Genomic DNA, 25,866 nt, shown 5'->3' on the forward strand with positions numbered 1-25,866 from the left:
CGCCTCACGCGGGCGGGTGTCGGAATCCCTGCCGGAGTTCCCCTGGGACACCCTGGCCGACGCGAAGACGCTGGCCGGCTCCCACCCCGACGGGATCGTGGACCTGTCCGTCGGCACCCCGGTGGACCCGGTCGCGCCGGTCATCTCCGCCGCGCTGGCGGCCGCCGGTTCGGCGTCCGGGTATCCCGCCACCGCCGGCACCCCGCGGCTGCGCGAGGCCGCGGTCGCCGCGCTGGCCCGCCGCTTCGGCGTCACCGGGCTGGCCGAGGCCGACGTGCTGCCGGTGATCGGCAGCAAGGAGCTCATCGCGTGGCTGCCGACCCTGCTCGGGCTGGGGCCCGGGGACGTGATCGTGGTGCCCGAGTTGGCGTACCCGACGTACGACGTCGGGGCGAGGCTGGCCGGTGCGGCGGTGCTGCGCGCGGATTCGCTGACCCAGCTGGGTCCGCAATCGCCTGCGCTGATTTACCTGAACTCGCCGAGCAACCCGACCGGCCGCGTGCTGGGCGTCGACCACTTGCGGAAAGTGGTCGGCTGGGCGCGCGAGCGCGGCAGTGTGGTGGCCTCCGACGAGTGCTATCTGGGGCTGGGCTGGGAGGCCCAGCCGCTGTCGATCCTGCATCCGTCGGTCTGCGAGGGCGACCATCGCGGACTGCTGGCGATCCACTCGCTGTCCAAGAGCTCGTCGTTGGCCGGTTACCGGGCCGGATTCGTCGCCGGCGATCCCGAGCTGGTGGCCGAGTTGCTGGCGGTGCGCAAACACGCCGGGATGATGGTGCCGACGCCGGTGCAGGGGGCCATGGTCGCCGCCCTGGACGACGACGCCCACGAGCGGGCGCAACGGGAGCGGTACGAACGTCGGCGGTCCGCGTTGCTGCCGGCGCTGCGCGCGGCCGGATTCACCGTCGACCATTCCGAGGCGGGCCTGTATCTGTGGGCCACCCGCGACGAGCCGTGCGAGGACAGCGTCGCATGGCTGGCCGGGCGCGGCATCCTGGTGGCGCCCGGCCACTTCTACGGCCCGCGCGGCGCGCGGCACGTGCGCGTCGCGTTGACCGCCACCGACGAGCGGATCGCCGCCGCCGTGCGGCGGCTCGCCTAGCCGACCCGCACCGCCTACCGCCGGCACGGCGGCGACCGTGCACAATGCATCGGAGGTGTTCCGCCCGCTCAGGTTAAGGACGGTGGTCGTGACGACGTCGGCCGGCAAGCTGCGCATCCCTCTTTCGGTCGGGGACATCGTCAAGCGGGTATTCCTGGGCAAGCCCCTGATCACCGAGGACATCGCGTCCGAGAAATTGTCGAATCCGGTTGCCCTGGGCGCGCTTTCGCCGGACGCGGTCTCGTCGGTCGCCTACGGCCCCGAGCAGATCCTGATCGAGCTGCTGCCGCAGGCGGGGTTGGCCGCCTTCGCGCTCTTGCTGCCCATCACCGGTGTCATCCTGCTCATCCTGGTGCTGGTCGCCGCCTCCTACCGGCAGGTGGTGATGGCCTACACACGGGCCGGCGGGTCCTACATCGTCGCGCGCGACAATTTCGGCCCGCGGGTGGCGCAGATCGCCGCCGCGGCACTGTTGATCGACTACGTGGTCACCGTCGCGGTGCAGTCGGCGGCCGGGACCGTCGCGGTGGTGTCCGCCATTCCCGCGCTCGGGCCGTACAGCCTCGAGCTGACGGTCGGTGTGGTGCTTGCCATCTGCTACGCGAACCTGCGCGGCTTGAAGGAGGCGGGCATACCGTTCGCGGTGGCCACCTATTCCTTCATCGCCATGGTCGGACTGACGATCGTGGTGGGCCTGATCCGCGCGTTCGCAGGCAACCTGCCGGTCTACGATCCCGCGCGGATGCCCGGAACCGTGCCGGTTCACCAGGGCAACGGCTTGGTCCTGGGTGCCACGATCCTGGTGCTGCTGCGTGCGTTCGCCAACGGCGGCTCGTCGTTGACGGGAGTCGAGGCCATCTCGAACACGGTCGACTACTTCCGAAAGCCTCAGGGCCGCAACGCACGCCGCGTGCTCACCGCCATGGCCACCATCCTCGGCCTGCTGCTGGCCGGCGTCGCTTACCTGGCGCACGTCACGCACGCCACGCCGTACCTCACCGAGTACCCGTCGGTGCTGTCGCAGATCGGCCGCGCCGTCTTCGGCAACGGCGTCGTCGGCAACGTCTGCTACATCCTGGTCCAGGCCGCGACCGCCGCCATCTTGTTCACCGGTGCGAATACCAGCTTCAACGGGTTCCCCGCGCTGGCCAGTTTCGTCGCCGAGGACCGGTTCCTGCCGCGCCAACTCACCAAACGCGGTCACCGCCTGGTCTTTTCGAACGGCATCATCACCCTGACCGCGCTGTCGGTGCTGCTGCTGATCGTGACCGGTGGCTCGGTCAACGCGCTGGTCCCGTTCTACGCGATCGGCGTGTTCACCGGGTTCTCGATGGCCGGCTACGGCATGACCAAACATCATCTGATGCACCGCGATCCGGGATGGCGGCGCCGCCTGGCGATCAACTTCTCCGCGGCGGTCCTCTCGACGATCGTGGTGGGCATCTTCGCGGTGGCGAAATTCACCGAGGGCGCGTGGCTGGTGGTCGTCGTCTTCCCGCTGCTGGTGTTCATGCTGATGCGGCTCAACCGGGAATACCGCGCCGAGGCGGCCATCCTCGAAATGTTCCGGACCGACCGGCCGGAGTTGGTGAAATATGCGCGGCACCGGGTGTTCGTCCTCGTCGACTCGGTGGACCTGGCGGTGATCGAGGCGCTGCGCTACGGCCGGGGACTGCGTGCCGACGAACTGACCGCCGTGCATTTCATGGTCGACCCGGCCCACGCCGCGCAACTGCGCAAGCGCTGGGATCACTTCGGTCTGGACACGCCGCTGCGGGTGGTGGACTGCCCGGACCGGCGGATCAGCCGGGCCGCGCAACTCCTGGTGGCCAAGGCGCGCGACGAACAACCGCACACCAACGTGACGGTGCTGCTGCCGCGCCGGACGTTTGCGCGGCTGCTGGGCCGGCTGTTGCACGATCGCACGGCGGACAAGATCTCCCGCGCGGTGAGCCTGATCCCGGATGCGGCGGCCACGATCGTGCCCTATGACGTGGAGTCGCGAATCAAGGAGGCCTATCCCGACACGTTCGAGCAGCGGATCGCACAGGAGGTCGAGAAGTTCGAGGCGTGGGTGTCGCGGGGCGAGGACGAGAAGGTGGACGCCTACGAGCACCCCGAGCGGCCGGCATCGGTGATTCTGGTGGCGGGGCTGATCTCGGGGCAGCGGGCCACCGTCGAGGGCCGGGTCAACCAGGTCGAGGACGTCACCGACCGCGGTCGCACCTTTCGACAGGTCGTCGTCGGGGACAACAGCGGGGAAATTACCGTCACCTTCCGTCCCGGCCACGGGGGCGCCGACATTCAGCCGGGCCAGCTGCTGCGGCTCACCGGGAAGGCCCGCCAGACCGGCAACCGGCCCGTATCGATGGTCGATCCGCTCTATCACGTGATCGAGGACCCCGCGAAGGCCGTCGACTCCGGCGAACCCGAAGGGGGCGGCGGGAGGTAACGTGGCGCCGCCGAACGGCGCGACCGGTCGTGACGCCACCCGGCCGCGGCGGGCCGTGTCCCGTCCGAATTGGATTGCGGGCAAACGATTTTCGCGCGTGTGGGGATGGCGCGACGAGCGGTTTCCGCCACGCCCGGAACGCCGATGTGGCGAACGCAGGTTGGGTCGGTAAGCTGGCACCGCACGATTGCCCAACGCCGTTGGGGGAGAACAGGGGACTGTGCATTGCGTGTCGCAACCGCCACACCCGTTGCTGTGATCGGTATGGCCTGCCGACTTCCCGGTGGGATCGATTCTCCGCAACGGCTCTGGGACGCATTGTTGCGCGGCGATGACCTCGTGGGCGAGATCCCCGCCGACCGCTGGGACGCGGACCTCTACTACGACCCCGAACCCGGCGTGCCCGGCCGGTCGGTCACGCGGTGGGGCGCCTTCCTGGACGACGTCGCGGGCTTCGACTGCGACTTCTTCGGGATGACCGAGCGCGAGGCCACCGCGATCGACCCGCAACACCGCTTGCTGCTGGAAACGTCATGGGACGCCATCGAGCACGCGGGCCTCGATCCCGCGGACCTGTCCCACTCGCAGACCGGCGTCTTCGTCGGGCTCACCCACGGCGACTACGAACTGCTGTCCGCCGACTGCGGTGCCGCCGAAGGCCCGTACGGGTTCACCGGAACCAGCAACAGCTTCGCGTCCGGCCGGATCGCCTACACCCTGGGTCTGCACGGCCCGGCGGTGACCGTGGACACCGCGTGCTCGTCCGGCCTGATGGCCGTCCACCAGGCCTGCGGCAGCCTGTACAGCGGGGAAAGCGACGTCGCCCTGGCCGGCGGCGTGGTCGTGACACTCGAACCGCGCAAGTCGGTCTCCGGGTCGCTGCAGGGCATGTTGTCGCCGACCGGTCGCTGCCACGCCTTCGACGCCGGCGCCGACGGCTTCGTGTCCGGCGAGGGCTGCGTCGTGCTGCTGCTCAAGCGGCTCGACGACGCGCAACGCGACGGCGATCGCGTCCTGGCCGTCGTCCGCGGCACCGCGGCCAACCAGGACGGCCGCACCGTGAACATCGCCGCGCCGTCGGAAACCGCCCAGGTGGCCGTGTACCGGAAAGCCCTCGACACGGCCGGCGTCGACCCCACCACGGTCGGCTTCGTCGAGGCGCACGGCACCGGCACGCCGGTGGGGGACCCGATCGAATACTCGAGCCTGGCCGCCGTGTACGGCACCGGTGGGCCCTGCGCTCTCGGGTCGGTGAAGACGAATTTCGGCCACACGCAGTCCACCTCCGGACCGCTGGGGTTGATGAAGGCGATCCTCGCGCTGCAGCACGGCGTGGTGCCGCAAAACCTGCACTTCACCCGGCTGCCCGACGAGATGACCCGGATCAAGACCGAACTGTTTGTGCCGCAGGCCAACACGCCCTGGCCGACCGACGGCCGGCACCCGCGCCGCGCCGCGGTGTCGTCCTACGGAATGTCGGGCACCAATGTGCACGCCGTCCTGGAGCAGGCGCCCGCGCCGGCCGGCGTGCCCGACCCGACGAACGGCGACGGGGCGTTGTTGTTCCCGGTGTCGGCCACGTCCGCGGAGCAGCTGCGCGTGACGGCCGCCCGGCTCGCCGACTGGGTCGACGAGCACACCGGCGGCGCCGGCACCGCGGGCCTGCACGACCTCGGCTACACCCTGGCGCGCCGCCGGGCACACCGGCCGGTGCGGACGGTGGTCTCGGCCGGCGACTTCGGCGAGCTGAGCGCGGTCCTGCGCGACGTGGCCACCACCGACGTCCCGTACGAGCCCGCCGTCGGCCAGGACGACCTGGGGCCGGTGTGGGTGTTCTCCGGACAGGGGTCGCAGTGGCCGCGGATGGGCGCCGAACTGCTGGCCAGGGAACCGATGTTCGCGGCGACCATCGCCGAGCTGGAGCCGCTGATCGCCGAAGAGTCGGGATTCTCGGTGACCGAGGCCATGTCCGCGCCGGAGGTGGTGACCGGCATCGACCGGGTGCAGCCCACGATCTTCGCGATGCAGGTCGCGCTGGCCGCGGCGATGAGGTCGTACGGCGTGCGTCCCGGCGCCGTCATCGGGCATTCCCTCGGTGAATCCGCGGCGGCGGTCGTCGCGGGCGGGCTGTCGCTGCGAGACGGGGTGCGCGTCATCTGCCGCCGCTCCCGGCTGATGGCCCGGATCGCCGGCAGCGGCGCGATGGCCTCGGTGGAACTGCCCGGCCAGCAGGTGTTGTCGGAGCTGTCCATCCGCGGGGTTTCCGATGTCGTCCTGTCCGTCGTCGCCTCACCGACGTCGACGGTCGTCGGCGGCGACACACAGACGATCCGCGACCTGGTCACGTCCTGGCAAGAGCAGGACGTGCTGGCGCGCGAGGTGGCGGTGGACGTGGCCTCGCATTCGCCGCAGGTGGAGCCGATCCTCGACGAGCTGGTCGACGCGCTGGCCGGCCTCGAGCCGCGCGAGCCGGAGGTTCCCTACTACTCGGCGACGCTGTGGGATCCCCGCGAGCGGCCGTCGTTCACCGGCGACTACTGGGCCGAAAACCTGCGCTACACCGTGCGATTCGCCGCGGCGGTGCAGGCCGCCCTCAAGGACGGCTTCCGGGTCTTCGGGGAGCTGGCGCCGCATCCGCTGCTCACCCATGCGGTCGAGCAGAACGCCGGCAGCCTCGACATGCCCATCGCGGCGCTGGCCGCCATGCGCAGGGAGCAGGAGCTGCCGGTCGGCCTGCGCGGCTTCGTCGCCGACGTGCACAGCGCCGGCGCCGCGGTCGATTTCTCGGTGCTGTACCCCAGCGGGCGCTTGGTGGACGCCCCGCTCCCGACGTGGACGCACCGCAGGCTGCTGCTCAGCCGCGAGGACAAGGAGCACGCGCACGGCGCCTCAATCCTCCCCGTCCATCCACTGCTCGGTGCGCACGTGCACCTGCACGAGGAGCCCGAGCGGCACGTCTGGCAGGGCGACGTCGGCACCGAGGCGCACCCGTGGCTCGGCGACCACCAAATCCACGGCGTGGCAGCATTTCCCGGCGCCGCCTATTGCGAGATGGCGCTCGCCGCGGCGCGTGCGGCCGTCGGCGAACGGTGCGAGGTCCGCGACGTCACGTTCGAGCAGACGTTGTTGCTGGACGACCGGACGCGGGCGTCGTGCGCGGCGACGGTCGCCGCGCCCGGCGTCCTCGAGTTCACGGTGGACACCCACGAAGAGGGCGAGCGCGTGCGCCGCGCGGCCGCCGTACTGCGGGCGCTCGGCGGAGCCGACGAGGCGGAGCTGCGGCAGCCGCCGGCCCATGACATGTCGACGCTGATCGGCAATCACCCGTCCGGCATGGACGGGGCGGAACTGCGAAAAGCCTTCGATGCGGCCGGGATTCAGTACGGCCCGGCCTTTTCGGGTTTGGCGGCGGCACTCGTCGCCGACGGGGGCGTCGGCACGGTGCTCGCCGAGGTCGCGCTTCCCGGGGCGATCCGCTCGCAGCAGTCGGGCTACGCGATCCATCCGGCCCTGCTGGACGCGTGCTTCCAGTCGGTGGTCGTCCATCCCGAGGTGCAGCGGGCGAGCGCCGGCGGCCTGCTGCTGCCGGTGGGTGTGCGGCGGTTGCGCACCTATTGCTCGACGCGGAACGCGCAATACTGCCTCGCGCGGGTGACGTCGTCTCGCCCCGGCGAGTGCGAGGCGGACCTCGACGTGCTGGACCAGTCGGGCACCGTGCTGCTGACCGTCGAGGGGCTGCGGCTGGCCGGCGGGGTCTCCGAGCACGAGCGGGCCCACAGGCTGCTCAACGAGCGGTTGTTGACCATCGAGTGGGAGCCGCGCCAACTGCCGGACCCGTCGCGGGCGGAGCCCGGCTCGTGGCTGCTGCTCAGCGCGTGCGAGGCGACGGATCCGCTGACGGCGCAACTGAGCGAGGCGCTGAATGCCGATGGCGGGCAATGCACCACGGTGTCGGTGCCGCTCGGGTCGGCGGGGACCGCCCGGCTGCGCACGCTGCTGGGCGGCCAGGGCCCGGCCGCCTCGAATGGGCACGGACCGCTCAAGGGCCTGACGGGTGTCGTCGTGGTGACCGGGCAGCGGGTCGGCGGGGCCGACGAGGCGCGGCGCGGTCGCGACTACGTGTCCCACCTCGTGACGATCGCCCGGGAGCTCTCCGAGCTGCCAGGTGAATCGCCCCGGCTTTTCGTGGTGACCAGGAACGCCGCGAGCGTGGTTGCGGGGGACGTGGCCAACCTGGAGCAGACCGGGCTGCGCGGGCTGCTGCGGGTGATCGATTCCGAGCACCCGCACCTGAGCGTCACCCAGGTCGACGTCGACGGGGTCACCGCACCGGAAAGCATTGCGGCGCAGCTGACAAGCGGGTCGGAGGAGGACGAGACCGGGTGGCGGCACGGCCAGTGGTACACCGCGCGGCTGCGGCCCGGCCCGCTGCGGCCGGCCGAACGGAGGACCACGTTCGTCGACCACGACCGGGACGGCATGCGCCTGCAGGTCCGCGCGCCCGGCGACCTGGAATCGCTGGAGTTCGTCGCGTTCGACCGCGTCCCGCCCGGGCCGGGGGAGATCGAGGTCGCGGTCGCCGCGTCCACCGTCAACTTCGCCGACGTCCTGGTCGCCTTCGGTCGTTATCCCACCTTCGAGGGCTACCAGCAGCAGCTGGGGGGCGACTTCGCCGGCGTGGTGACGGCCGTCGGGCCGGATGTCACCGAGCACGAGGTCGGCGATCGCGTCGGCGGCATGTCCCGCAACGGCTGCTGGGGTACCTTCGTCATCGCCGACGCCCGGCACGCGGTCACCCTCCCGGCCGGCATGGCGCTGGAAGACGCCGCCGCGGTGCCCACCGCCTCGGCGACCGCCTGGTACGGCCTGCACGACCTGGCCCGCATCGCGCCGACCGACAAGGTGCTCATCCACTCCGGCACCGGCGGCGTCGGACAGGCGGCCATCGCGATCGCCCGCGCCGTGGGCTGCCAGATCTTCGCGACCGCCGGCAGCCCGCAGCGCCGGCAATTGCTGCGCGACATGGGGATAGAGCACGTCTACGACTCGCGCAGCGCGGCGTTCGCCGACGAGATCCGCCGTGACACCGGCGGATACGGCGTCGACGTGGTGCTCAACTCGCTGCCGGGCGCCGCCCAGCGCGCCGGAATCGAGTTGCTGGCCTTCGGCGGGCGGTTCATCGAGTTGGGCAAGCGGGACATCTACCGCGACAGCCAGCTCGGGCTGTTTCCGTTCCGCCGCAACCTGTCTCTGTTCGCGGTCGACCTGGGCCTGTTGACGTTCAGCCACCCGCAGACGGTCCGCCGCCTGTTGACCACCGTGTACCAACGGACGGCCGACGGCGAGTTGCCGATGCCGCGGACCACGCACTACCCGATCCACGACGCGGCCGCCGCCGTCCGCCTGGTCGGCGCGGCCGGGCACACCGGGAAGGTGGTGCTCGACGTGCCGCGCGCGGGACGCAGCGTGGCCGCGGTCTCCCCGGAGGACGTCCGCCCGTTCCGCCCCGACGGCGCCTACATCGTCACCGGGGGCATCGGCGGGCTGGGGCTGTTCTTGGCCGGTGAGATGGCGGCCCGAGGTGCCGGGCGGATCGTGCTGAACTCCCGCTCGGCGCCGAACGACCAAGCGCGCCTTGCCATTGAACGCCTCCGGGCGGCCGGGGCCGACATCGCGGTCGAGTGCGGCGACATCGCCGAGCCGGCCACGGCCGAACGCCTGGTGGCGTGCGCGGCGGCTACGGGGCTGCCGGTGCGCGGGGTGTTGCACGCGGCGGCGGTCGTCGAGGACGCCACGCTGACCAACGTCAGCGACGAACTCATCGACCGGTGCTGGGCGCCGAAGGTTTACGGGGCCTGGAATCTGCACCGTGTCCTGCAAGAGGGAACGGGCGGGCGGCCGCTGGACTGGTTCTGCTCGTTCTCCTCGGCCGCCGCCCTGGTCGGCTCCCCGGGGCAGGGCGCGTACGCGGCGGCCAACAGTTGGCTGGACGCGTTCGCCTTCTGGCGGCGCACACAGGGGCTGCCGGGTTGCGCGATCGCCTGGGGCGCATGGTCGGAAGTCGGCCGCGCCACCGCCCTGGCGGAAGACGCCGGCACCGCGATCACGCCGGCGGAGGGCTACCACGCCTTCGAGTCGCTGTTGCGCTATGACCGCCCCTACTCCGGCTATGCGCCGATCATCGGAACGCCCTGGCTCACCTCGTTCGCGCAACGCAGCCGCTTCGCCGAGGCGTTCGGATCGATGGGCCAGGGCAGGCCCGACACGGGCAAGTTCCTGGCCGAACTGGGGGCGCTGCCCCGCGACGAATGGCCGAGCGCCATCCGACGGCTGGTCTCCGGCCAGATCAGCCTATTGCTGCGGCGCACAATAGATCCCGACCGTCCGTTGTCCGACTACGGGCTGGACTCGCTGGGCAACCTGGAGTTGCGAACCCGCATCGAAACCGAAACCGGCGTGCGCGTCAGCCCCACCAAGATCACCACGGTTCGCGATTTGGCGGACCATCTGTGCGACGAGCTGGCCGCCTCGGAGGTCGCGCCATCCGCGTCGTGACCGGGGCGGGGGAGTCGGTCAGCCGCCGAACGTCGGACGGGGCATCTTGAAAGCGCGCCGCCCGTTGCGCAGGACGGGCACCCCGGTGACTCCCCGCCCCGGCCGCACGGGCGGTACGCCGCCCAACGTGCTCGCGGGCGAGTGGGCCTCGGACGGCGGTGCCGCCCGAAAACCCGCTTCCCGCAACGGCGCCGGGTCGCCGGCGGGGCTGGCCGTCACCCAGTTCTGCGGCACCGACAGTCTGCCGATCGGCACCGCCCTGCCCGCGTCGGCCAGCACCGGACCGCGCAGCCCCGCCGAGCCCGCCGTCTGAGCCCCGACCGTGGTGACCCGGGGAACGGGGGCACCGGCGGAGCCGGATTGGATGTCGGAGCGGTAGAGGCCCGTCCCGCCGCTCATGCCCGACGTTTCCGTACGGCTGAAGGCCGCGCCGAGATTCGCCGGTCCGGTCAGGGTGTTGAAGTCACTGAATGCGGTGAGTACCGACGACTCCGCCGAGGTGGACGCTGGCGAGGTGCCCGGGCTCGAAGCGCCCGCCGCCGAAAGTGTCTGCAGCTGTTGCGAAATGGCGGGCGCCAGCCCTGCCACCGTCGTCTGGGCATGCCCGGCGGTCGAGGTGCCCGTCGCTTGGGCGACCGCGGCGGCCTGACCGGATTGCCCGGCGTCGCTCGTGGTCCGCGGCGGCGGGGCGAACGGCGTCAGCGCGGTCGCGGCGGAAGCGGACGCGGCGTACCCGTACATCGCGGCGGCGTCCTGGGCCCACATCTCGGCGTATTCGAGTTCGGTCGCCGCGATCGCCGGCGTGTTCTGGCCGAAGAAGTTGGTGGCGACCAGAATCGCCAGCCGCGCGCGGTTGGCGGCGACCACCGCGGGAGGCACCGTCGCGGCGAATGCCGCCTCGTACGCGCCCGCCGCCGCGCGGGCCTGGGCTGCCGCCTGCTCGGCGAGCGTCATCGTCGCCGAGGCCCACGCCACATACGGTGCGGCGGCGGCCGCCATCGCCATGGCCGCACCGCCCGACCAGCTTTGGCTCAAGTCGGCGACAACCGAGGAGTATCCGATCGCGTATGACTCCAGCTCTGCGGCCAGGGCGTCCCAGGCCGCCGCGGCCGCCATCAGCGGCCCCGCACCCGGCCCGGAATACATTCTCGCCGAGTTGATTTCGGGCGGCAGCGCCCCGAAATCAAACATCCAAGTCCCTTTCCTGGCCGGGTGTCAACCGTCGCGCGGGCCTCGCGCAACGAACAATCTGCGGTGCTGTGTGCGCTGACGGGCGCGAATCGCCGCTAGCCGCCCACCGAAGGGCGCGGCATCTTGAATTGGCGTGGCGCCACCCGCAACACGTTGTTGACCGAGGGACGTGACAACAGCCCGGAAGACGACGCCCCGGCGCTCGTTGCCGGCACCCCGTTGAACATGTTGGTCGGCGGTCCTTCGTGCCACGACGGCCCACCGTCGAGCTCGGTGTCCGACAGCCAGTGCGCATCGGCAACCGTGACGGCCGCCGGATTCGTCGTGGCCCAGGTCTGCGGAACGGACAGCCTCCCCACCGCCGTCGCATTGCCCGTGCTCGCCAGCACCGCAGGGCGCGCGCCGGCCGAACTCAAGGCCGCCGCCTCGCTGCTGATGGCGGGGGTGGCCGCCGCCCTGGCGGCATCTTTGCCGGCTTGGATGGAAGACCGGTATATCCCGGTGTAGCCGCTCATCGCCGAGGTGCTGGTACGACTGAAGTTGGAGGCCAAGCCCGCCGGGCCGGTAAGGGTATTGAAATTGCTGAATGCGGTCAGCACCGAGGATCCCGCCGAGGTGGGAGCCGCCGAGGAGCCCGCCGCGCCCCCCGACGCAAGGGTCTGCAACTGCTGCGGCACAGCCGATGTCAGTTGGGACAGGGTGCGCTGGGCGCTCCCGGCGGCTGAGGTGCCGGTGGCCTGGCCGACTGCGGCGGCCTGCGCGGATTGCGCGCCGGCGTTGGTGGTCTGCGGCGGCTGGGTGAACTGCCGCAGCGTCGTCGCGGCCGACGAGGACCCGGCGTACCCGTACATCGCGGCGGCGTCTTGCGCCCACATCTGTTCGTACGCGGACTCGGTCGCCCCGATCATCGCGGTGTTCTGCCCGAACACGTTCGTCGCCACCAGCGCCCGCAGCTGGGCGCGGTTGGCAGCCACGAGTGCGGGCGGCACGGTGGCGCCGAAGGCGGCCTCGAAGGCCGCCGCGGCCGCCCGGGCCTGGCTGGCGGCCTCTTCGGCCTGCACGCCCGCGTCGGTCACCCACGCCAGGTAGGGCGCCGCCGCACCGGCCATCGCCGTTGACGCACCGCCAGACCAACTTTCGCCTTGCAATTGCGCCAGCGCCGCGGTGTACCCGCGCGCCGCCGATTCCAGCCCGTTGGCCAAGACGTCCCACGCCGCGGCCGCCGCCAGCATCGGTCCGGATCCGGGACCCGAATACATTCGGCCCGAATTGATTTCGGGCGGCAGTGCCCCGTAGTCGAGCATGTGGTCCCCCTTCGTCAGCCGGTCGCGGGCAGCGAATCCGCGGCACGTCCGGCCCGGCGGATCGGCCGAGATCGCGGGATCCCAGAGAACTCGGCCGATACGGCGGGCGCGGGCCCGGGCATGACCAAATGAATGGCCAGTTGTCCTTCGCCTCGCGGCTGCCGCACAAATGGACTGCATTGTTCCGGGGGGCCGTCGGCCGTCGGCGATGACGTGCGAATTATGGCGGTCCCCGGCGCCATCGCGCCTTGCCAATTGCGGAGCTACCGCATTAGCAACGTGGTTTACCTATTTCGCAGTTAAACCGAATTGCGCGCATTCGGCAACGCGAAATCGTTGATGTACAGGAGATTTCCAGCTAACTTCACCGGTACGTCCAGATATGCGCGTCGCGCGGGTGGCGACGGCCGTCCGCGGGATTCGCTCAAAGTGTCGCGGCTTCGATCGGTCGCCGCCGCGGCAAGGGCTGACCCCGACAGCAAACCCTCTGGTGAGCGGTGCCGGGGAGGTGGTCCCCGCAGCCGGCAAAGGTGGCCGCTGACCCGCCCGGGGGGGCGTCTTACCTGCGCCGGCCTCGCGTGCCCGGATTAGCCTCGCGCGTCCCATCGATATGTCAAAGCGGCGGGCTTTTTTCACGGAGGCGACTGTATAAATTCGTTGGGGCGGTTCATATCTGGACATATCGGTGAGGTTGGCTGGAAATGTCCTGTAAACGCGTGATTCGAGTTGTCGAACGCGCGCATTTCGATTTGACTGTCGGTCGGTTGGCCATACCGCGTACCCACCCGGGACGTACCGGTGGGCGGCGGCGCGCGACGTTGATGGAACCGCTGCATTTGTGCGTCACCGCTGACGCCGAGGGTTCCATCGAATGTTGATTCGACGCGCGGCCGGCCGACCGCGGGCGTTCGCGGCCGAACGGCCTCGCGCACGTGAGGACAACGCGAAGAGGGCTGACAGCGGATCGATCTCGATCACCCGATGCTGAATCAGCAATCGCCCCAATGGAACCGGCCGCCAAGGAGCGCGATGGCGGCCGACGTGACCGGTGAAAGGTAACTCACGCATGACGCGTACCCAACGCATCCCGGACTGGGACCCAGAGGATGTCGCCGCGTGGGACGTCGGCAACAGCGCCATCGCCCGTCGCAACCTGATCTGGTCGATCGCCACCGCGCACGTCGCCTTCTCCATCTGGTACCTCTGGTCGGTGATGGTGCTGTTCATGCCGGTGTCGACGTACGGTTTCTCGACCGGCGACAAGCTGCTGATGGGGGCCACGGCGTCGTTGGTCGGGGCGGTCGCGCGCATCCCCTACGCGATGGCGGGTGCCCGATTCGGCGGGCGCAACTGGGCGATGTTCTCGTCGGCCATACTGCTGATTCCCACCGCGGGAACCATTGTGCTGCTGAACCATCCGGGGCTGCCGTTGTGGCCGTACCTGATCTGCGCCGCCCTGACCGGATTGGGCGGCGCCAACTATTCGGCCTCGCTGTCCACCGCCGAGGCGTTCTTCCCGCAGCGGCTCAAGGGCTTCGCACTGGGCCTGACGGGCGGGATCGCGAATCTCGGCTCGGCGGTCATCCAGGCCGTGGGCCTGTTCGTGCTGGCCACGGCGGGACACGAGGCGCCGTACTGGGTGTGCGCGGTATACCTGGTGCTGCTGGCCGTCGCCGGCCTCGGCGCGGCGCTGTTCATGGACAACCTGCACTACCGCATCGACATGAGCCACCTCAAAGAGGTGTTGCGGGTCCCCGACTCCTGGGGCATCGCGTTCCTTTATCTGTGTTGCTCCGGTTCGTTTCTCGGCTTCGCCTTCGCCTTCGGCCAGGTGCTCCAGCACAACTTTTTCTTGGGTGGGCAAAGCCACGCCCAGGCGGCGCTGCACGCGGCCGAGGTCGCCTTCGCGGGACCGCTGTTGGGATCGGTGGCGCGGGTGGCCGGCGGCAAGCTCAGCGACCGCTTCGGCGGTGGCCGCGTCAGTGTGGCGTTGTTGGTGTGCATGATCGTGGGCGGCGGGTTTCTGGTCGCGGTCAGCACCCACGACGACATGACCCGCGGCGCGGGCAAGCCGGTGACGGTGTTCACCATGGTGGGCTACATCGTCGGCTTCATCGCGCTGTTCGTCTTTTCCGGCGCGGGCAAGGGCTCGGTGTACAAGCTGATCCCTTCGGTCTTCGACGAGCGCAGCCGGGAACTGAATCTCGGCGACACCGAACGCCGGCAGTGGGCGCGGGTCCGATCCGGAACCTTGATCGGTTTCGCCGGGGCGTTCGGCGCGCTCGGCGGCGTGGGAATCAACCTGGCCCTGCGCCAGTCCTACGACAGCGCCGGTACCGAGACGCCCGCGTATTGGATCTTCCTCGCGTGCTACGTCGCGGCCGCCCTGCTGGCCTGGGTGCGGTACGGGCGACCACGGACCATGCCCGCGCCGGGGCCGGTGCCGCCCGGGCAGGAAGGCGCCCTCCCGCAGGGGTCGGCTGCGACGTCGCTGGTGGTGGCGCGGATGCACCGTGCCCATTCCGCCGACGCGCGGGTGGCGCGTCCGTGAGGCCGAATCCGGGTCGTTGAGTCGACCCGCGGGGGCGACGGCGAAGCTTTGGCTGTAAATCTCCTGTAAGTTGACCATCTTAAGTTGTAAAGTGGGCGCACCGGCGTTTTACTCGACGAAGGAGGCGTGGGATAAGCCGCGATTGGCTGTCAATGTCGGTGGCCGACGGTTCCTGCGGAAGGTTCAGCACCGCCGGCTGGCAAGGCATGCAGTCGTACGTGACGTGGAGGACGACGAGTGGCCGTTCGGGTTTCGCAGATACCTGGAAACGGCCGGCTCTGCGCCCAAAGCCCAACGGGCGCGCGCTGTCCGGGTTGGCAAGCACTGAGTTGTTGACGAACCTGGCCGGGCCGGACTCCCTGGGTTCTCAGGGCGGCGGGGTCAGGGGCGCGACAGCATCGTCGGCGAAAGGTGGATATCGCGTGGCGCGTTCGCATCGCATCGCGGTCTGGGACCCAGAGGACGCCGCGGCCTGGGACAACGGAAACCGCGTCATCGCCCGCCGGAACCTGTTCTGGCAGGTCGTGAACGTCCATGTCGCCTTCTCGATTTGGTACCTGTGGTCGGTGATGGTGCTGTTCATGCCGCAATCGGTTTACGGCTTCTCCACCGGCGACAAGCTGTTGATCGGCGCCGTAGCCTCCCTGGTGGGCGGGCTGGCCCGCATCCCCTACGCGATGGCCGCCAATTGGTTCGGCGGGCGCAACTGGACGATGATCTCGGCGGCCGTGCTGCTCATCCCGACCGCCGGCGCGATCGTGCTGCTGGCCCATCCCGGCTTGCCCTTGTGGCCATACCTGGTGTGCGCGGCGCTGACCGGCCTGGGCGGCGGCAACTACTCGGCGTCGCTGGCCAAAGTCGACGGCCTGTTCCCGCAACGCCTCAAGGGAGTGACGCTCGGCCTCATCGGCGGGATGGCCAACCTCGGTTCCGCCGGCATTCAGGCCGTCGGACTGGTGGTGCTGGCCACCGCCGGGCATGAGGCGCCGTACTGGGTCTGCGCGATCTACCTGGTGCTGCTCGCGATCGGCGGCATCGGCGCGGCGCTGTTCATGGACAACGTCGTCGCGCACCGCACGGGCCTGTCGCTGCACAACCTGCGCGCGATCATGTCGGTGCCCGACTCCTGGGCCATCTCGTTCTGCTACATGTGCGCGTCGGGGTCGTTCCTCGGTTTCGCGTTCGCCTTCGGCCAGGTGTTGGCGCACAACTTCACGGCGGCCGGGGAAAGCCACAGCCAGGCGGCGCTGCACGCCGCCGAGATCGCCTTCATCGGCCCGCTGCTCGGATCGCTGGCGCGCATAGTCGGCGGCAAGGTGAGCGACCGCTTCGGCGGCGGCCGGGTCACGCTGACCGTCTTCGTCGCCGCCATCGTTGCCGGCGCGTTGCTGGTCGGGGTCAGCATGCAAGCGGACGCCGCCGAGGAGCGGAGCGCCGACGTGACGGGGCCGACGATGGTGGGCTACATCGTCGGCTTCATCGCGCTGTTCATCTTCTGCGGCGCGGCCAAAGGGGCGGTGTACAAGCTGATCCCGTCGGTCTTCGAGGAGCGCGGTCGCGCGCTTGGTCTCGGCAACGGCGAACGCCACCATTGGGCCCGGGTCCGGTCGGGGGCGCTGATCGGTTTCGCCGGGGCCTTCGGCGCGCTGGGCGGGGTGGGAATCGACCTGACACTGCGGCAGTCCTATGACACCGAAGGCACCGAAACCCCGGCATTCTGCATCTTCCTGGCGTGTTACGTCGTGGCGGCACTGCTGGTGTGGGCCCGCTACGTGCGGCCACAGAGCCGGCACGCGTCGATCTCGGCGGCGTCGCGGGAAACCACGGCGGGGGAGACGGTCAAAACGTGACGCCATGCGCGATCGGGCATCGATGAAATACCCACGGTCTGTTCACATCCCATGTTCACATCCCATGTTCACATCCCATGTCCACATCCCACGAGGAGCTAGAAGGAAATGTCCAACAACATCACCTGGCACGAGCACAACATCAGTCGCGATGAGCGCGAGAAACTCAACGGCCATCGCGGATGCGTCATCTGGTTCACCGGGCTGAGCGGCAGCGGCAAGAGCACGGTCGCGAACCTCGTCGAGCAAAAGCTGTACGAGCGCGGGGTGCGGAGCTTCCTGCTGGACGGGGACAACGTGCGCTATGGGCTGAACGCCGGGCCGGGGATCCTCGAAGAACGGCACGGGAGCGAGTTCGCGCAACGGTTCGGCCTGGGCTTCTCCGCCCAGGATCGTGAAGAGAACATCCGCCGAATCGGCGCGGTGTCCAAGCTGTTCTGCGAGGCCGGCGTCATCGCCTTGACGGCCTTCATCAGCCCCTACCGCCGTGACCGCGACGCGGTGCGCGCCACGCTGAGCGATGGGGATTTCCAGGAGATCTTCATCGACACCCCCATCGAGGTCTGCGAACAGCGCGACCCCAAGGGGCTCTACAAGAAGGCCCGGGCCGGCGAGATCAAGGGTTTCACCGGGATCGATGACCCCTACGAGGCGCCGGCACGGCCGGAGTTGCGGCTCGAAGGCGGCGAGAAGCCGGCGGAGACCCTGGCCGACGAGGTGGTTCTCCACCTCGAGCGGGCGGGAGTGATTCCCGCGCTCGACCGCAGCCAAAATCCCCGGGAAGGAATGGTCGAAGTCTGACAAGCCGCGCTGGCCGGTGTCAGCCCGGCGCGCCCAACCACGAACCGCCGATCACACGGACAAGAAAAAGAGGTCATCATGAACTACAAGGGCCACAACGGAAATCCCATTGTGGAACGGATATCCACCGATAATGCCGCGGGCCAGATCAAGGGCATGCCGCGGGTTCCCATCTCGAAAGCCACCGCGCACGAGGTGATCAGCCTCTCCTACGGCTTCTTCACCCCCCTGACGGGGTTCATGGGGCGGCAGGAGGTCGACGGGACGCTGGACAACATGCAGCTCCCGGACGGAACGCTGTGGAGCATCCCGATCGTCTTCGATATGTCCGCCGACGAAATCGCGAGGCTGAACATCAGGGAGGGCGACCGCGTCGTCCTCGAATACCTCGACGCGCCCATGGCCATCTTCGAGATCTCCGAGATCTACGAGTATGACCTCGCGCGGATGGCCGAGAAGACCTACGGCACTTCGGATCCGCGGCACCCCGGCGTGAAGAAGACGCTGGCCTACCAGAACCGGTTCATCGGCGGCGACATCACGCTGATCAACGAGCCGATCTTCAACGAGCCGTTCAAGAGCTTCTGGCTCACTCCCAAACAGCACATGGAGGCGCTGGCCGAGCGGGACTGGAAGCACGCGGTCGCCCACCAAACCAGGAACGTGCCCCACACCGGCCACGAAGCGCTGATGAAGCAGGCCTGGCTGGCCGCAAACGAGGACATGCCCGTCGACAATCTCAACACCGGCGTGCTGGTGAACGCCATCATCGGCCAGAAGCGGGTCGGCGACTACATCGACGAGGCGATCCTGTTGGCGCAGAACGCGCTTCGGACCAACGGATACTTCCGCGACAACGTCCACATGGTGTCCTTCACGCTGTGGGACATGCGGTATGCGGGTCCCCGGGAGGCGATCTTCCACGCGATCCTGCGGACGAACCTCGGCTGCACCCATCACATGTTCGGGCGCGACCACGCGGGCGTGGGTGACTTCTACCATCCCTACGACGCCCAGAATCTGCTCAAGCAGCACAGGACCGAGCTCGGCATCAAACCGGTGTTCCTCAGGGAGAACTGGTACTGCCCGGAGTGTCAGGAGGTCACCAACTCGGCCCTGTGCGGCCACGACTCGCAGTCGCAGAGCTTCAGCGGCAGCCTGATCAGAAGCATCCTGACCGACGAGGTCAAGCCGACGCAGAAGGTGATGCGGCACGAAGTGTTCGAGGTCGTGATGGAATCCGCCGCCAAGTACGGGGAGGGCTCACCCTTCGTGACCGAGGAATACCTCAAGACCCGACGCCCGGTCTTCACGCTGAACGCATTGGAGGAGTCATGAGCACCACGGAGAAGATGATCAAGGTCAACGTCTGGATCAACGAGGAGAGGCTCGAGGCGTTGCAACAGGCCGGCATGGCCGACGCGGCAAAGGAAGCCTTCGCCGGCATGAGGCTGCTGGAGATCTACACGACCGAAGAGCAGAAGGATGTCGTGCTGCAGCGCTTCCCCGGGGCCAAGTACGACTCCGCCACGACCAAGTCGATCGAGTTGCTGCCGAAGAAGGCGAAGGACAGGCTGCTCGAACTGTCGATCGACATGCATTCCACCGGGCCCGACGTGATGGGCCGCTTCCTCGAGGAGGCGCAAGCCTGACGTCGCGGCCGCGGAAGAGTACCAGAAGCTAGCGAGCACCGACCGGTGATTGGGATAGCCCAGTCACCGGTCGGTGCCTTTCGGTGACGGTATGGACCTTTTGCTGGCGCGCTCGGTCGCGGCGGCGCGCCGGCAGCCCGCCCAGTGTCCGCATAGCCGCCGCATGGCGCCCTGCGGGGCCGGGGTGCGCCGCCCCGTGGTCGGCCCGGGTAGGGCCGAAAGGGCGTTTAGTTTTCACATTTTTGGCACATTCAACGACGCGGAGCGGGATCGCCGGTTCGCCCGGCCCAGGGCCCGACGGATGGCGTGTCGGCCGGGTCGTTCTTTTACGCGCCGGGACGACGTCGCGCCCGTAACTGGGCGGCGACGGCGCGCTCCCGCGGCGTGGATCTGTTTGCTGCCAAAAGGACAGGAAGCGTCCAACCGCAGCACAGGAAGTTGCCAGCTGCTCACCACATAATTTGAATCATCACGAGTTTAAATAGGCGCGGACGACAAGCGGGCTCGCTACGCGGTCGTGACTAGGAGACTCGAGGTCAGTTCGCCCCGCTTCGGTGGGACCGCTCGTGGCCCGTTCGACCAACTGGATAGCAACGCCGCCTGCCGAACTCTCGGGTGATGAAGACCCGGGGTTTTGCGGAGGTGTCCTTTACCGAACCGATCAGCCGGGTCGCGTTGCTCGCCAGAGCGTGTGAATCACGTTTCTCGCAACTGTTCTTACGGAAGGCACATCGACGGTGGAAAACCAACTTCTCGCTCCTACCAGAGTCCTGCGGGACTACCTCTCGGATTCCAGGGTCTGGGAAGACTTCCTGGCCCAGGGCGGCTTCGTCGAAAGCGACATCGTCGTCGCGGACCCGTTCAAAGCCGGCACCACCTGGACCCAGCGGATCGTCCAGCAGATTCTGCACAACGGTGAGGAACCCGATGGCGGGCTCTCGGACACCTCGCCGTGGCTGGATTCCAGCTGGGGCGACCACGCCGGGATGCTCAAGGTGCTCAAGGAGCAGCGGGAAGCCGGAATGCGGCGCGTCATGAAATCGCATCTGCCCGCCGATGCGCTGCCGATCGCCCCGGAGGCCCGCTACGTGTTCGTCGGGCGCAACGGCAAAGACCTGGGCATCAGCTTCCACAACTATCTGTACAACTTCAATCCGGCGACCATGGAGACGATCAACAAGATCCACGCCGAGTGGTCCGGGGACCCAAAGCCGTTGGTGATCCCCGAGGACATGCAGGAGTTCTTCGACCTGTGGCTGGACACCAACGGGTACCAGTGCTGCGACCTGCTCGACATCATGAAGACGTGGTGGGCGCTGCGCAATGAGCCGAACGTGCTGCTGCTGCACTACGGGGAGCTGAAGAGGGATCTCCGGGGCCAGATCGCCCGGCTCGCCCGGTTCTTCTCCATCGACCCGGCGTCGCTGCGAATGGACCTCATCGTGGAGCACTGCTCCTTCGACTACATGAGCGAGCGGGCGGAGAAGATGGCGCCCTTCGGCGGATCGCACATGTCGAGCGCCAAGGCCTTTTTCCACAAGGGGCTCAAGCGCGACCACCGCCAGGAGCTGACCCCGGAGCAGGTCGAGCGCTTCGACCGGGTCGCCCTCGAGAAGCTCGGCCCCGAGTGCGCCCATTGGCTGGAAAAGGGCGAAACCCTCCCGGCCGGCTGAGTTCACCGGAAACGACGTCACGGTGGCGCGGGACTTCGTGGTGACGCGGAGTCCCGCGGCGCCACGACAGGACACAGGGTCTATGGCTGATCGAGGCCTGGCACTTCGGGATCGCCTCCTCATGGCGGCAGTCGCTCTGGCATACATCGTGCTGGCGGCGGACCTGCACGGCTGCCACTACCTGTTGTTTCCCGGGTTGGCCGCGCTGTCCTACGACGTCTTGACGAGGCCGTGGGGGAAGTGGGCCGGCCAGCCCGGGCGGCTCCTGGTCACGCCGGTGGCGGGGGCGGTCATCGGTGTCCTGGTCACGCGGATGCTCCCGTTCGGCGTCGCGGCGATCCTGCTGATCGTCACATCCTGCGTGCTTCTACTGGCACTGCTCAAATCCACTGTCGGCCCGGGGATCGCGGCCGGGGCGCTACCGCTCTTCCTGGGAATCAAGACCTGGCTCTATCCGGCTTCCATCGCGCTGAGCCTGATCGTCCTCGTGGCGATTCTGCTGCCGTGGCAACGGCATTGCCGGCGTAAGTACCCGGAGCCCGGCATCTCGACGCCGAGCGTTGACGACGTTCTCGAGTCGCCGCCTGCCGGAACGGCCTGGGTAATGCCGTTTTTCGCGTTCTTGACGGTGATGGCGTTGTGCGCCACCACGGCGGGCCTGCGGCTGATCCTCTTCCCGCCGCTGATCGTCATCGCCTACGAGATGTTCGCCCATCCGTCGACGTGTCCGTGGGCGGGCAAGCCGTTGGCGCTGCCCGGGGTGTGCGTCCTCAATGCGGTCGCGGGATGGGGCGCGGTCAGCCTGTTCGGCCGCGGCGCCATCGCGGCCGCCTGCGCAATGGCGTTGGGCATCGCCGCCCTGCGTCTCCTGCGGCTGCGCATGCCGCCCGCACTGGCGGTCGGGCTGCTGCCCCTGGTCATCGGTTCGCCCACTATCAACTTCCCGATTTCCGTGGCTATCGGGTCCGGAGCATTGACGCTCGCTTATCAGTTCCATCAACGCTGGGGCACCGGCCACGGCCGCGCCGGCCGGAGTGTTCCCAATAGCATCAGGAGGGCGTAGTGCCGAATTCTCAACTGACGGCGGTTATCTGCGTGCTGTTCGCGCTCGTCGGGCTCGCCCAGCTGCTGGGGTATCTGTTTCTGAAGCTCGGTCAGCCGAAAGTCGTCGGGGAAATCCTCGCCGGTATCGTGCTCGGACCCGCGCTGCTCGGCCGGCTGCACTTCGTCGAGCACGTCGTCGGCACCGCCAGGCACAACACCCACATCCTGAGCTTCGTCTACTGGCTCGGCTTACTGCTGCTGATGTTCGTGTCCGGAGCGGAGGTGCAGCAACTGTTCGGCAAGGGTGAACGTCGGACGGTGAGTTGGCTGGTGATCGTGGGCACCGGCATCCCGTTCCTGCTGGGGCTGGCCTTCGGGCCCCAGCTGATCCGTCCGAGCCTGGCCGGACCGCACGGCAACCGGGTATCGCTCATCATCATCCTGGCGGTCGGCGTCGCCGTCACGTCCGTGCCGGTGGTTTCCAAGATCTTCGCCGACCTCAAGATCCTCGACACGCGTTTCGCGCGGCTGATCCTCGGGGTCGCGGTGCTCGAGGACATCGTGTTGTGGTTGGCGCTGGCGATCGCGACGTCGATCGCCGCGAAATCGCACCTGCATCCGTGGCAGATGGGCCTGCACCTGCTGATCACGGTGGCCTATTTCGCGCTCGGCCTGACGGTGGTGCCGCGCGTGATCAAGGCCTTCAACAAGGCGCGCTGGAACGTCCTCGCGCAACACTCGCCGACCGGTTATGCCATCGCGATCCTGCTGGCTTACTGCGCGGTCGCCGGGGCGCTCGATGTCAACCTCGTCTTCGCGGCTTTCCTCGCGGGCTTCGCGCTCGTGGACAACGAACGCGCGATCTTCGCCGACTCGATCGACGCGATCAGCAAGGTTTCCTTCGCGTTCTTCATCCCGGTCTACTTCGCGATCGTCGGCCTCAAGCTGGACCTCATCCGGGGCGTCTCCCTGCCGATGATCGTCATCTTCATCGCCGGCACCTGCGTCGTGAAAATGTTGTCGGTGGCACTCGCGGGGAGGTTCGCGGGATTCCGGGGCCTCGAGTTGATCAACCTCGGGATCACCACCAACGCCCGGGGCGGCCCCGGAATCGTGCTGGCCAGCGTCGCTTTCGATGCCGGCATCATCAGCTCGAAGTTCTACACCACCCTGGTGGTCGCGGCCGTGCTCACGTCCCAGCTGGCGGGCGCCTGGCTCGACTACGTGCTGCGCAGGGGCTGGCCATTGCTCAAATCCGATGTCGTCGAGGAGGATTCGCCCGTCGCGGGGGAGGGGGCGCCAGCGGCAGAACCTGTCGCGGCCGCGTCCGAGGACGCGATCGGTACGGCGTCGTGACGGGGCGTAGGGGCGCCCCGGCGCGGGTCGCGGCTTGGCCGCTCAGGCGTCCAGCCGGGTGAACTGCTGCCGGCGGTAATGCTCGACACAGGCGGCCCGCCGGATCTTGCCGCTCGTCGTGGTGGGGATCGACCCCGGCGGCACCAGCACGAGATCGGCGACGTTCAGGCCGTGCGAGCTCGAAATCGCCGCGGTGACATCGTTTTTGACCACGTCGAGCAGGCGAAGCACCTCCTCGTCGGAATCGCCCCGCTTCTTCAATTCGATGATGGTGACCAGTTTCTCGGTCTCGTCCACCGGGACGGAGATCGCCGCGACCCGGCCCCCGGTGATCCCCTGGACGGTCGATTCGATGTCCTCGGGATAGTGGTTGCGCCCGTACACGATGAGCAGATCCTTCATCCGCCCCACGATGAACATCTCGCCCTCGGAGACGAACCCGAGATCCCCGGTGCGCAGCCATCCTCGCTCGGGCGTGCCCGGTGACGGCTCGGCGAGGACGCCGCCGAAGGTGCGCTCGGTCTCCTCTGGCTTCTGCCAGTAGCCGCCCGCCACGTTGTCGCCGTGGACCCAGATTTCCCCGACCGTGCCCGCCGGGCATTCCCTGCCGGTGTCCGGATCCACGATTCGCACCGCCGGCGACCTCGGCGTGCCGTAACTGAGGAGCGGCGAGCCGCCCTGCGCCGGACACCGTTGCGCGGCGCCCTCGGACAGCTTCTCGGGTTCGAAGTGAACGACCTCCGGGGCGCGGCTCGCGGTGCGGCTGGCGACGTAGACGGTTGCCTCGGCCAGGCCGTAGGAAGGGCGCATCATGTGCTCACGGAAGTTGTACGGTGCGAACCGTTTACAGAACCGGTCCAGCGTCGCCGGATGGATGCGCTCGGCGCCGCTGATGACGCCCAGCACCTGGCCCAGATCGACGTCTTGCAGGTCGGCATCCGATGTCTTGCGGACGGCCAGTTCGAAGGCGAAGTTCGGCGCCGCCGACATCACCGGGCTGCCGTTCGCCATCGCGTGGATCCAGCGCGCCGGCCGCTGCAGGAAGGCGACCGGGCTCGTCAGGTCGCCGCGGTAGCCGCCCAGGATCGGCGCGATGACGCCGAGGACGAACCCCATGTCGTGGTAGAAGGGCAGCCACGAGACGACGGACGTGTCGCGCGGCGGCACGCCGTTGGTCTCGGCGAAATAGTCGGCCATCAGCTGCTGGAAGTTCACCTGCAGGTTGCGGTGCGAGATCATGACTCCGGCGGGAAGCCGCGTCGATCCGGAGGTGTACTGCAGGTAGGCCGTGTCGGGGGCGCCGCTGATCCGGATGCTCGGCGCGCCGGCGCCGTCCAGGTCCAGCGCGTCCACTTCGATGACGGCCGGGTTGGACGCCGGTGCCGGTTGCTCGAGGTAGTCGGTGACGGTTGCGGCGGCGGCGGACGTGGTGAGGACGACGGTCGGTGCGGTGTCGGCCAACACGGCGCCGACCCGTTCGTCGTGCGAGCCCGCCGCCGGCACCGACAGCGGCACGGCGATCAGCCCCGCCTGCATTGCCCCCAGGAACGCCTCGATGTAGGGCAGGCCCTGGGGGGCCAGGATGACGGCCCGGTCCCCGACCGCGCCGTGCCGCTTGACCTCGTGCGCGACGTTCAGGGTGCGCCGGTAGAGCTGGGCCCACGTCAGCGTCTCGGTGACGCCCGCCCAATCGTGCTCGTAGTCGGTGTACCGGAACGCGACATCGTCGGGCTGCAGGCCGGCGCGTTCCCGCAGCAGCGACACCACGGACGCGTTCTGCATGGCCGTTAGGTTACCGCCTGGCCGCGGTTCCGCATCGTGGCCGCCCGCATTCGGCTGGCGCCGATGGCCGATACCGGGGTGATCGGGCGCGGCCGCACGAATGTGGCTGTCGGGCAGCGTGAATCAGGGCTCGGCGTCCCACGTGCTTGGCAGCATCGGCGCCCGCGTGCCGCCGAATGCGTCGTCGGCGAGTGCGGTCAACCCCGCCGGTGTGGTGGCGGACTTCGCCGGTGCCGTCCCGGCGAACCCCAGGGCTTCCGCACCGCGGGCCGAGGCTGTCGGCTCGGCGTCCAGGTACTCGTAGCGGCGGCCGAGTCGCTCGGTCTTCGACCGCTGACGCCGCCCCTGCGCACGCTCTTCCGCAGGCTGCGCCACCACGGGAGCGTCGGCGTGCTCGAGTTCCGGCGCCCTTGTCGCACGCGCGCCGGTGCTCGCCGCCCGGCGAACATCGGCCGGCACGCCGCCGACGAGGTAGGCGAGACCCTGCATCGTCGCCACCGGCGGTCCCGACGGCGTGGGCGGCGGGCCGCTGGTCGGGGCCGGTGCGGGCGCC

General features: G+C 69.0%; 15 protein-coding genes. 11 read left to right on the forward strand and 4 right to left on the reverse strand.

Annotated features, from left to right (window positions below; translation table 11 throughout):
- The first annotated feature begins 16 nt into the window (after nt 1-16).
- The 3 genes from dapC (at nt 17) to pks2 (ending at nt 10,109) form a co-directional block, all read left to right on the forward strand.
- Entirely contained in the window at nt 17-1,102 is a 1,086-nt protein-coding gene (gene dapC / locus HMPREF0591_RS13355) for a succinyldiaminopimelate transaminase (RefSeq protein ID WP_050790057.1), read from the forward strand.
- Nucleotides 1,103-1,190: 88 nt separating this feature from the next.
- Nucleotides 1,191-3,554: an APC family permease gene (locus HMPREF0591_RS13360; protein ID WP_040622796.1), complete on the forward strand. Its 2,364-nt coding sequence runs from the start codon at nt 1,191-1,193 to the stop codon at nt 3,552-3,554.
- Between the two features lie 225 nt (nt 3,555-3,779).
- The gene (gene pks2 / locus HMPREF0591_RS13365; protein ID WP_040622487.1) at nt 3,780-10,109 is read left to right on the forward strand and encodes a sulfolipid-1 biosynthesis phthioceranic/hydroxyphthioceranic acid synthase; all 6,330 of its coding nucleotides are present in this window, start codon (nt 3,780-3,782) and stop codon (nt 10,107-10,109) included.
- 18 nt (nt 10,110-10,127) lie between these two features.
- On the opposite strand, the gene HMPREF0591_RS13370 is transcribed toward pks2, so the two are convergent.
- Together HMPREF0591_RS13370 and HMPREF0591_RS13375 are read right to left on the reverse strand one after the other, a co-directional pair.
- On the reverse strand, nt 10,128-11,300 hold the full coding sequence (locus HMPREF0591_RS13370) for a PPE family protein (protein WP_007169100.1): 1,173 nt from the start codon (nt 11,298-11,300) through the stop codon (nt 10,128-10,130).
- Between the two features lie 95 nt (nt 11,301-11,395).
- Entirely contained in the window at nt 11,396-12,604 is a 1,209-nt protein-coding gene (locus tag HMPREF0591_RS13375; protein ID WP_007169101.1) for a PPE family protein, read from the reverse strand.
- A 1,066-nt stretch (nt 12,605-13,670) separates the two neighbouring features.
- Here HMPREF0591_RS13375 and HMPREF0591_RS13380 point away from each other — a divergent pair.
- The 8 genes from HMPREF0591_RS13380 (at nt 13,671) to HMPREF0591_RS13415 (ending at nt 23,531) form a co-directional block, all read left to right on the forward strand.
- Entirely contained in the window at nt 13,671-15,155 is a 1,485-nt protein-coding gene (locus tag HMPREF0591_RS13380; protein WP_040622488.1) for an MFS transporter, read from the forward strand.
- A gap of 422 nt (nt 15,156-15,577) precedes the next feature.
- A complete protein-coding gene (locus HMPREF0591_RS13385; protein WP_007169106.1) occupies nt 15,578-17,005 on the forward strand; it encodes an MFS transporter in 1,428 nt (475 codons plus the stop codon).
- A gap of 108 nt (nt 17,006-17,113) precedes the next feature.
- Nucleotides 17,114-17,806 (forward strand): adenylyl-sulfate kinase, encoded by a 693-nt coding sequence (gene cysC / locus HMPREF0591_RS13390; protein ID WP_007169107.1) that lies wholly within the window; start codon nt 17,114-17,116, stop codon nt 17,804-17,806.
- Between the two features lie 78 nt (nt 17,807-17,884).
- The gene (gene sat / locus HMPREF0591_RS13395; protein WP_007169108.1) at nt 17,885-19,144 is read left to right on the forward strand and encodes a sulfate adenylyltransferase; all 1,260 of its coding nucleotides are present in this window, start codon (nt 17,885-17,887) and stop codon (nt 19,142-19,144) included.
- Nucleotides 19,141-19,458 carry a DUF6955 family protein gene (locus HMPREF0591_RS13400; protein WP_007169109.1) on the forward strand — a complete coding sequence of 106 codons (318 nt, stop codon included), beginning with the start codon at nt 19,141-19,143 and terminating at the stop codon, nt 19,456-19,458. Before sat ends, HMPREF0591_RS13400 begins: the two co-directional genes overlap by 4 nt.
- A gap of 737 nt (nt 19,459-20,195) precedes the next feature.
- On the forward strand, nt 20,196-21,131 hold the full coding sequence (locus HMPREF0591_RS13405) for a sulfotransferase domain-containing protein (RefSeq protein WP_007169110.1): 936 nt from the start codon (nt 20,196-20,198) through the stop codon (nt 21,129-21,131).
- A gap of 121 nt (nt 21,132-21,252) precedes the next feature.
- Complete coding sequence (locus HMPREF0591_RS13410) at nt 21,253-22,194, forward strand: hypothetical protein (protein ID WP_040622489.1); 942 nt, start codon at nt 21,253-21,255, stop codon at nt 22,192-22,194.
- Nucleotides 22,194-23,531 (forward strand): cation:proton antiporter, encoded by a 1,338-nt coding sequence (locus HMPREF0591_RS13415; RefSeq protein ID WP_007169112.1) that lies wholly within the window; start codon nt 22,194-22,196, stop codon nt 23,529-23,531. The genes HMPREF0591_RS13410 and HMPREF0591_RS13415 overlap by 1 nt, the downstream gene beginning before the upstream one ends.
- 42 nt (nt 23,532-23,573) lie before the next feature.
- Here the strand turns inward: HMPREF0591_RS13415 and fadD21 are convergent, their stop codons facing one another.
- A complete protein-coding gene (fadD21, locus tag HMPREF0591_RS13420; RefSeq protein ID WP_007169113.1) occupies nt 23,574-25,313 on the reverse strand; it encodes a fatty-acid--AMP ligase FAAL21/FadD21 in 1,740 nt (579 codons plus the stop codon).
- 123 nt (nt 25,314-25,436) lie between these two features.
- On the reverse strand, nt 25,437-25,866 hold a 430-nt coding region (locus tag HMPREF0591_RS33100), incomplete at its 5' end, for a PPW family C-terminal domain-containing PPE protein (RefSeq protein ID WP_482804795.1).

The organism is Mycobacterium parascrofulaceum ATCC BAA-614 (genome assembly GCF_000164135.1).
Lineage (GTDB): Bacteria > Actinomycetota > Actinomycetes > Mycobacteriales > Mycobacteriaceae > Mycobacterium > Mycobacterium parascrofulaceum.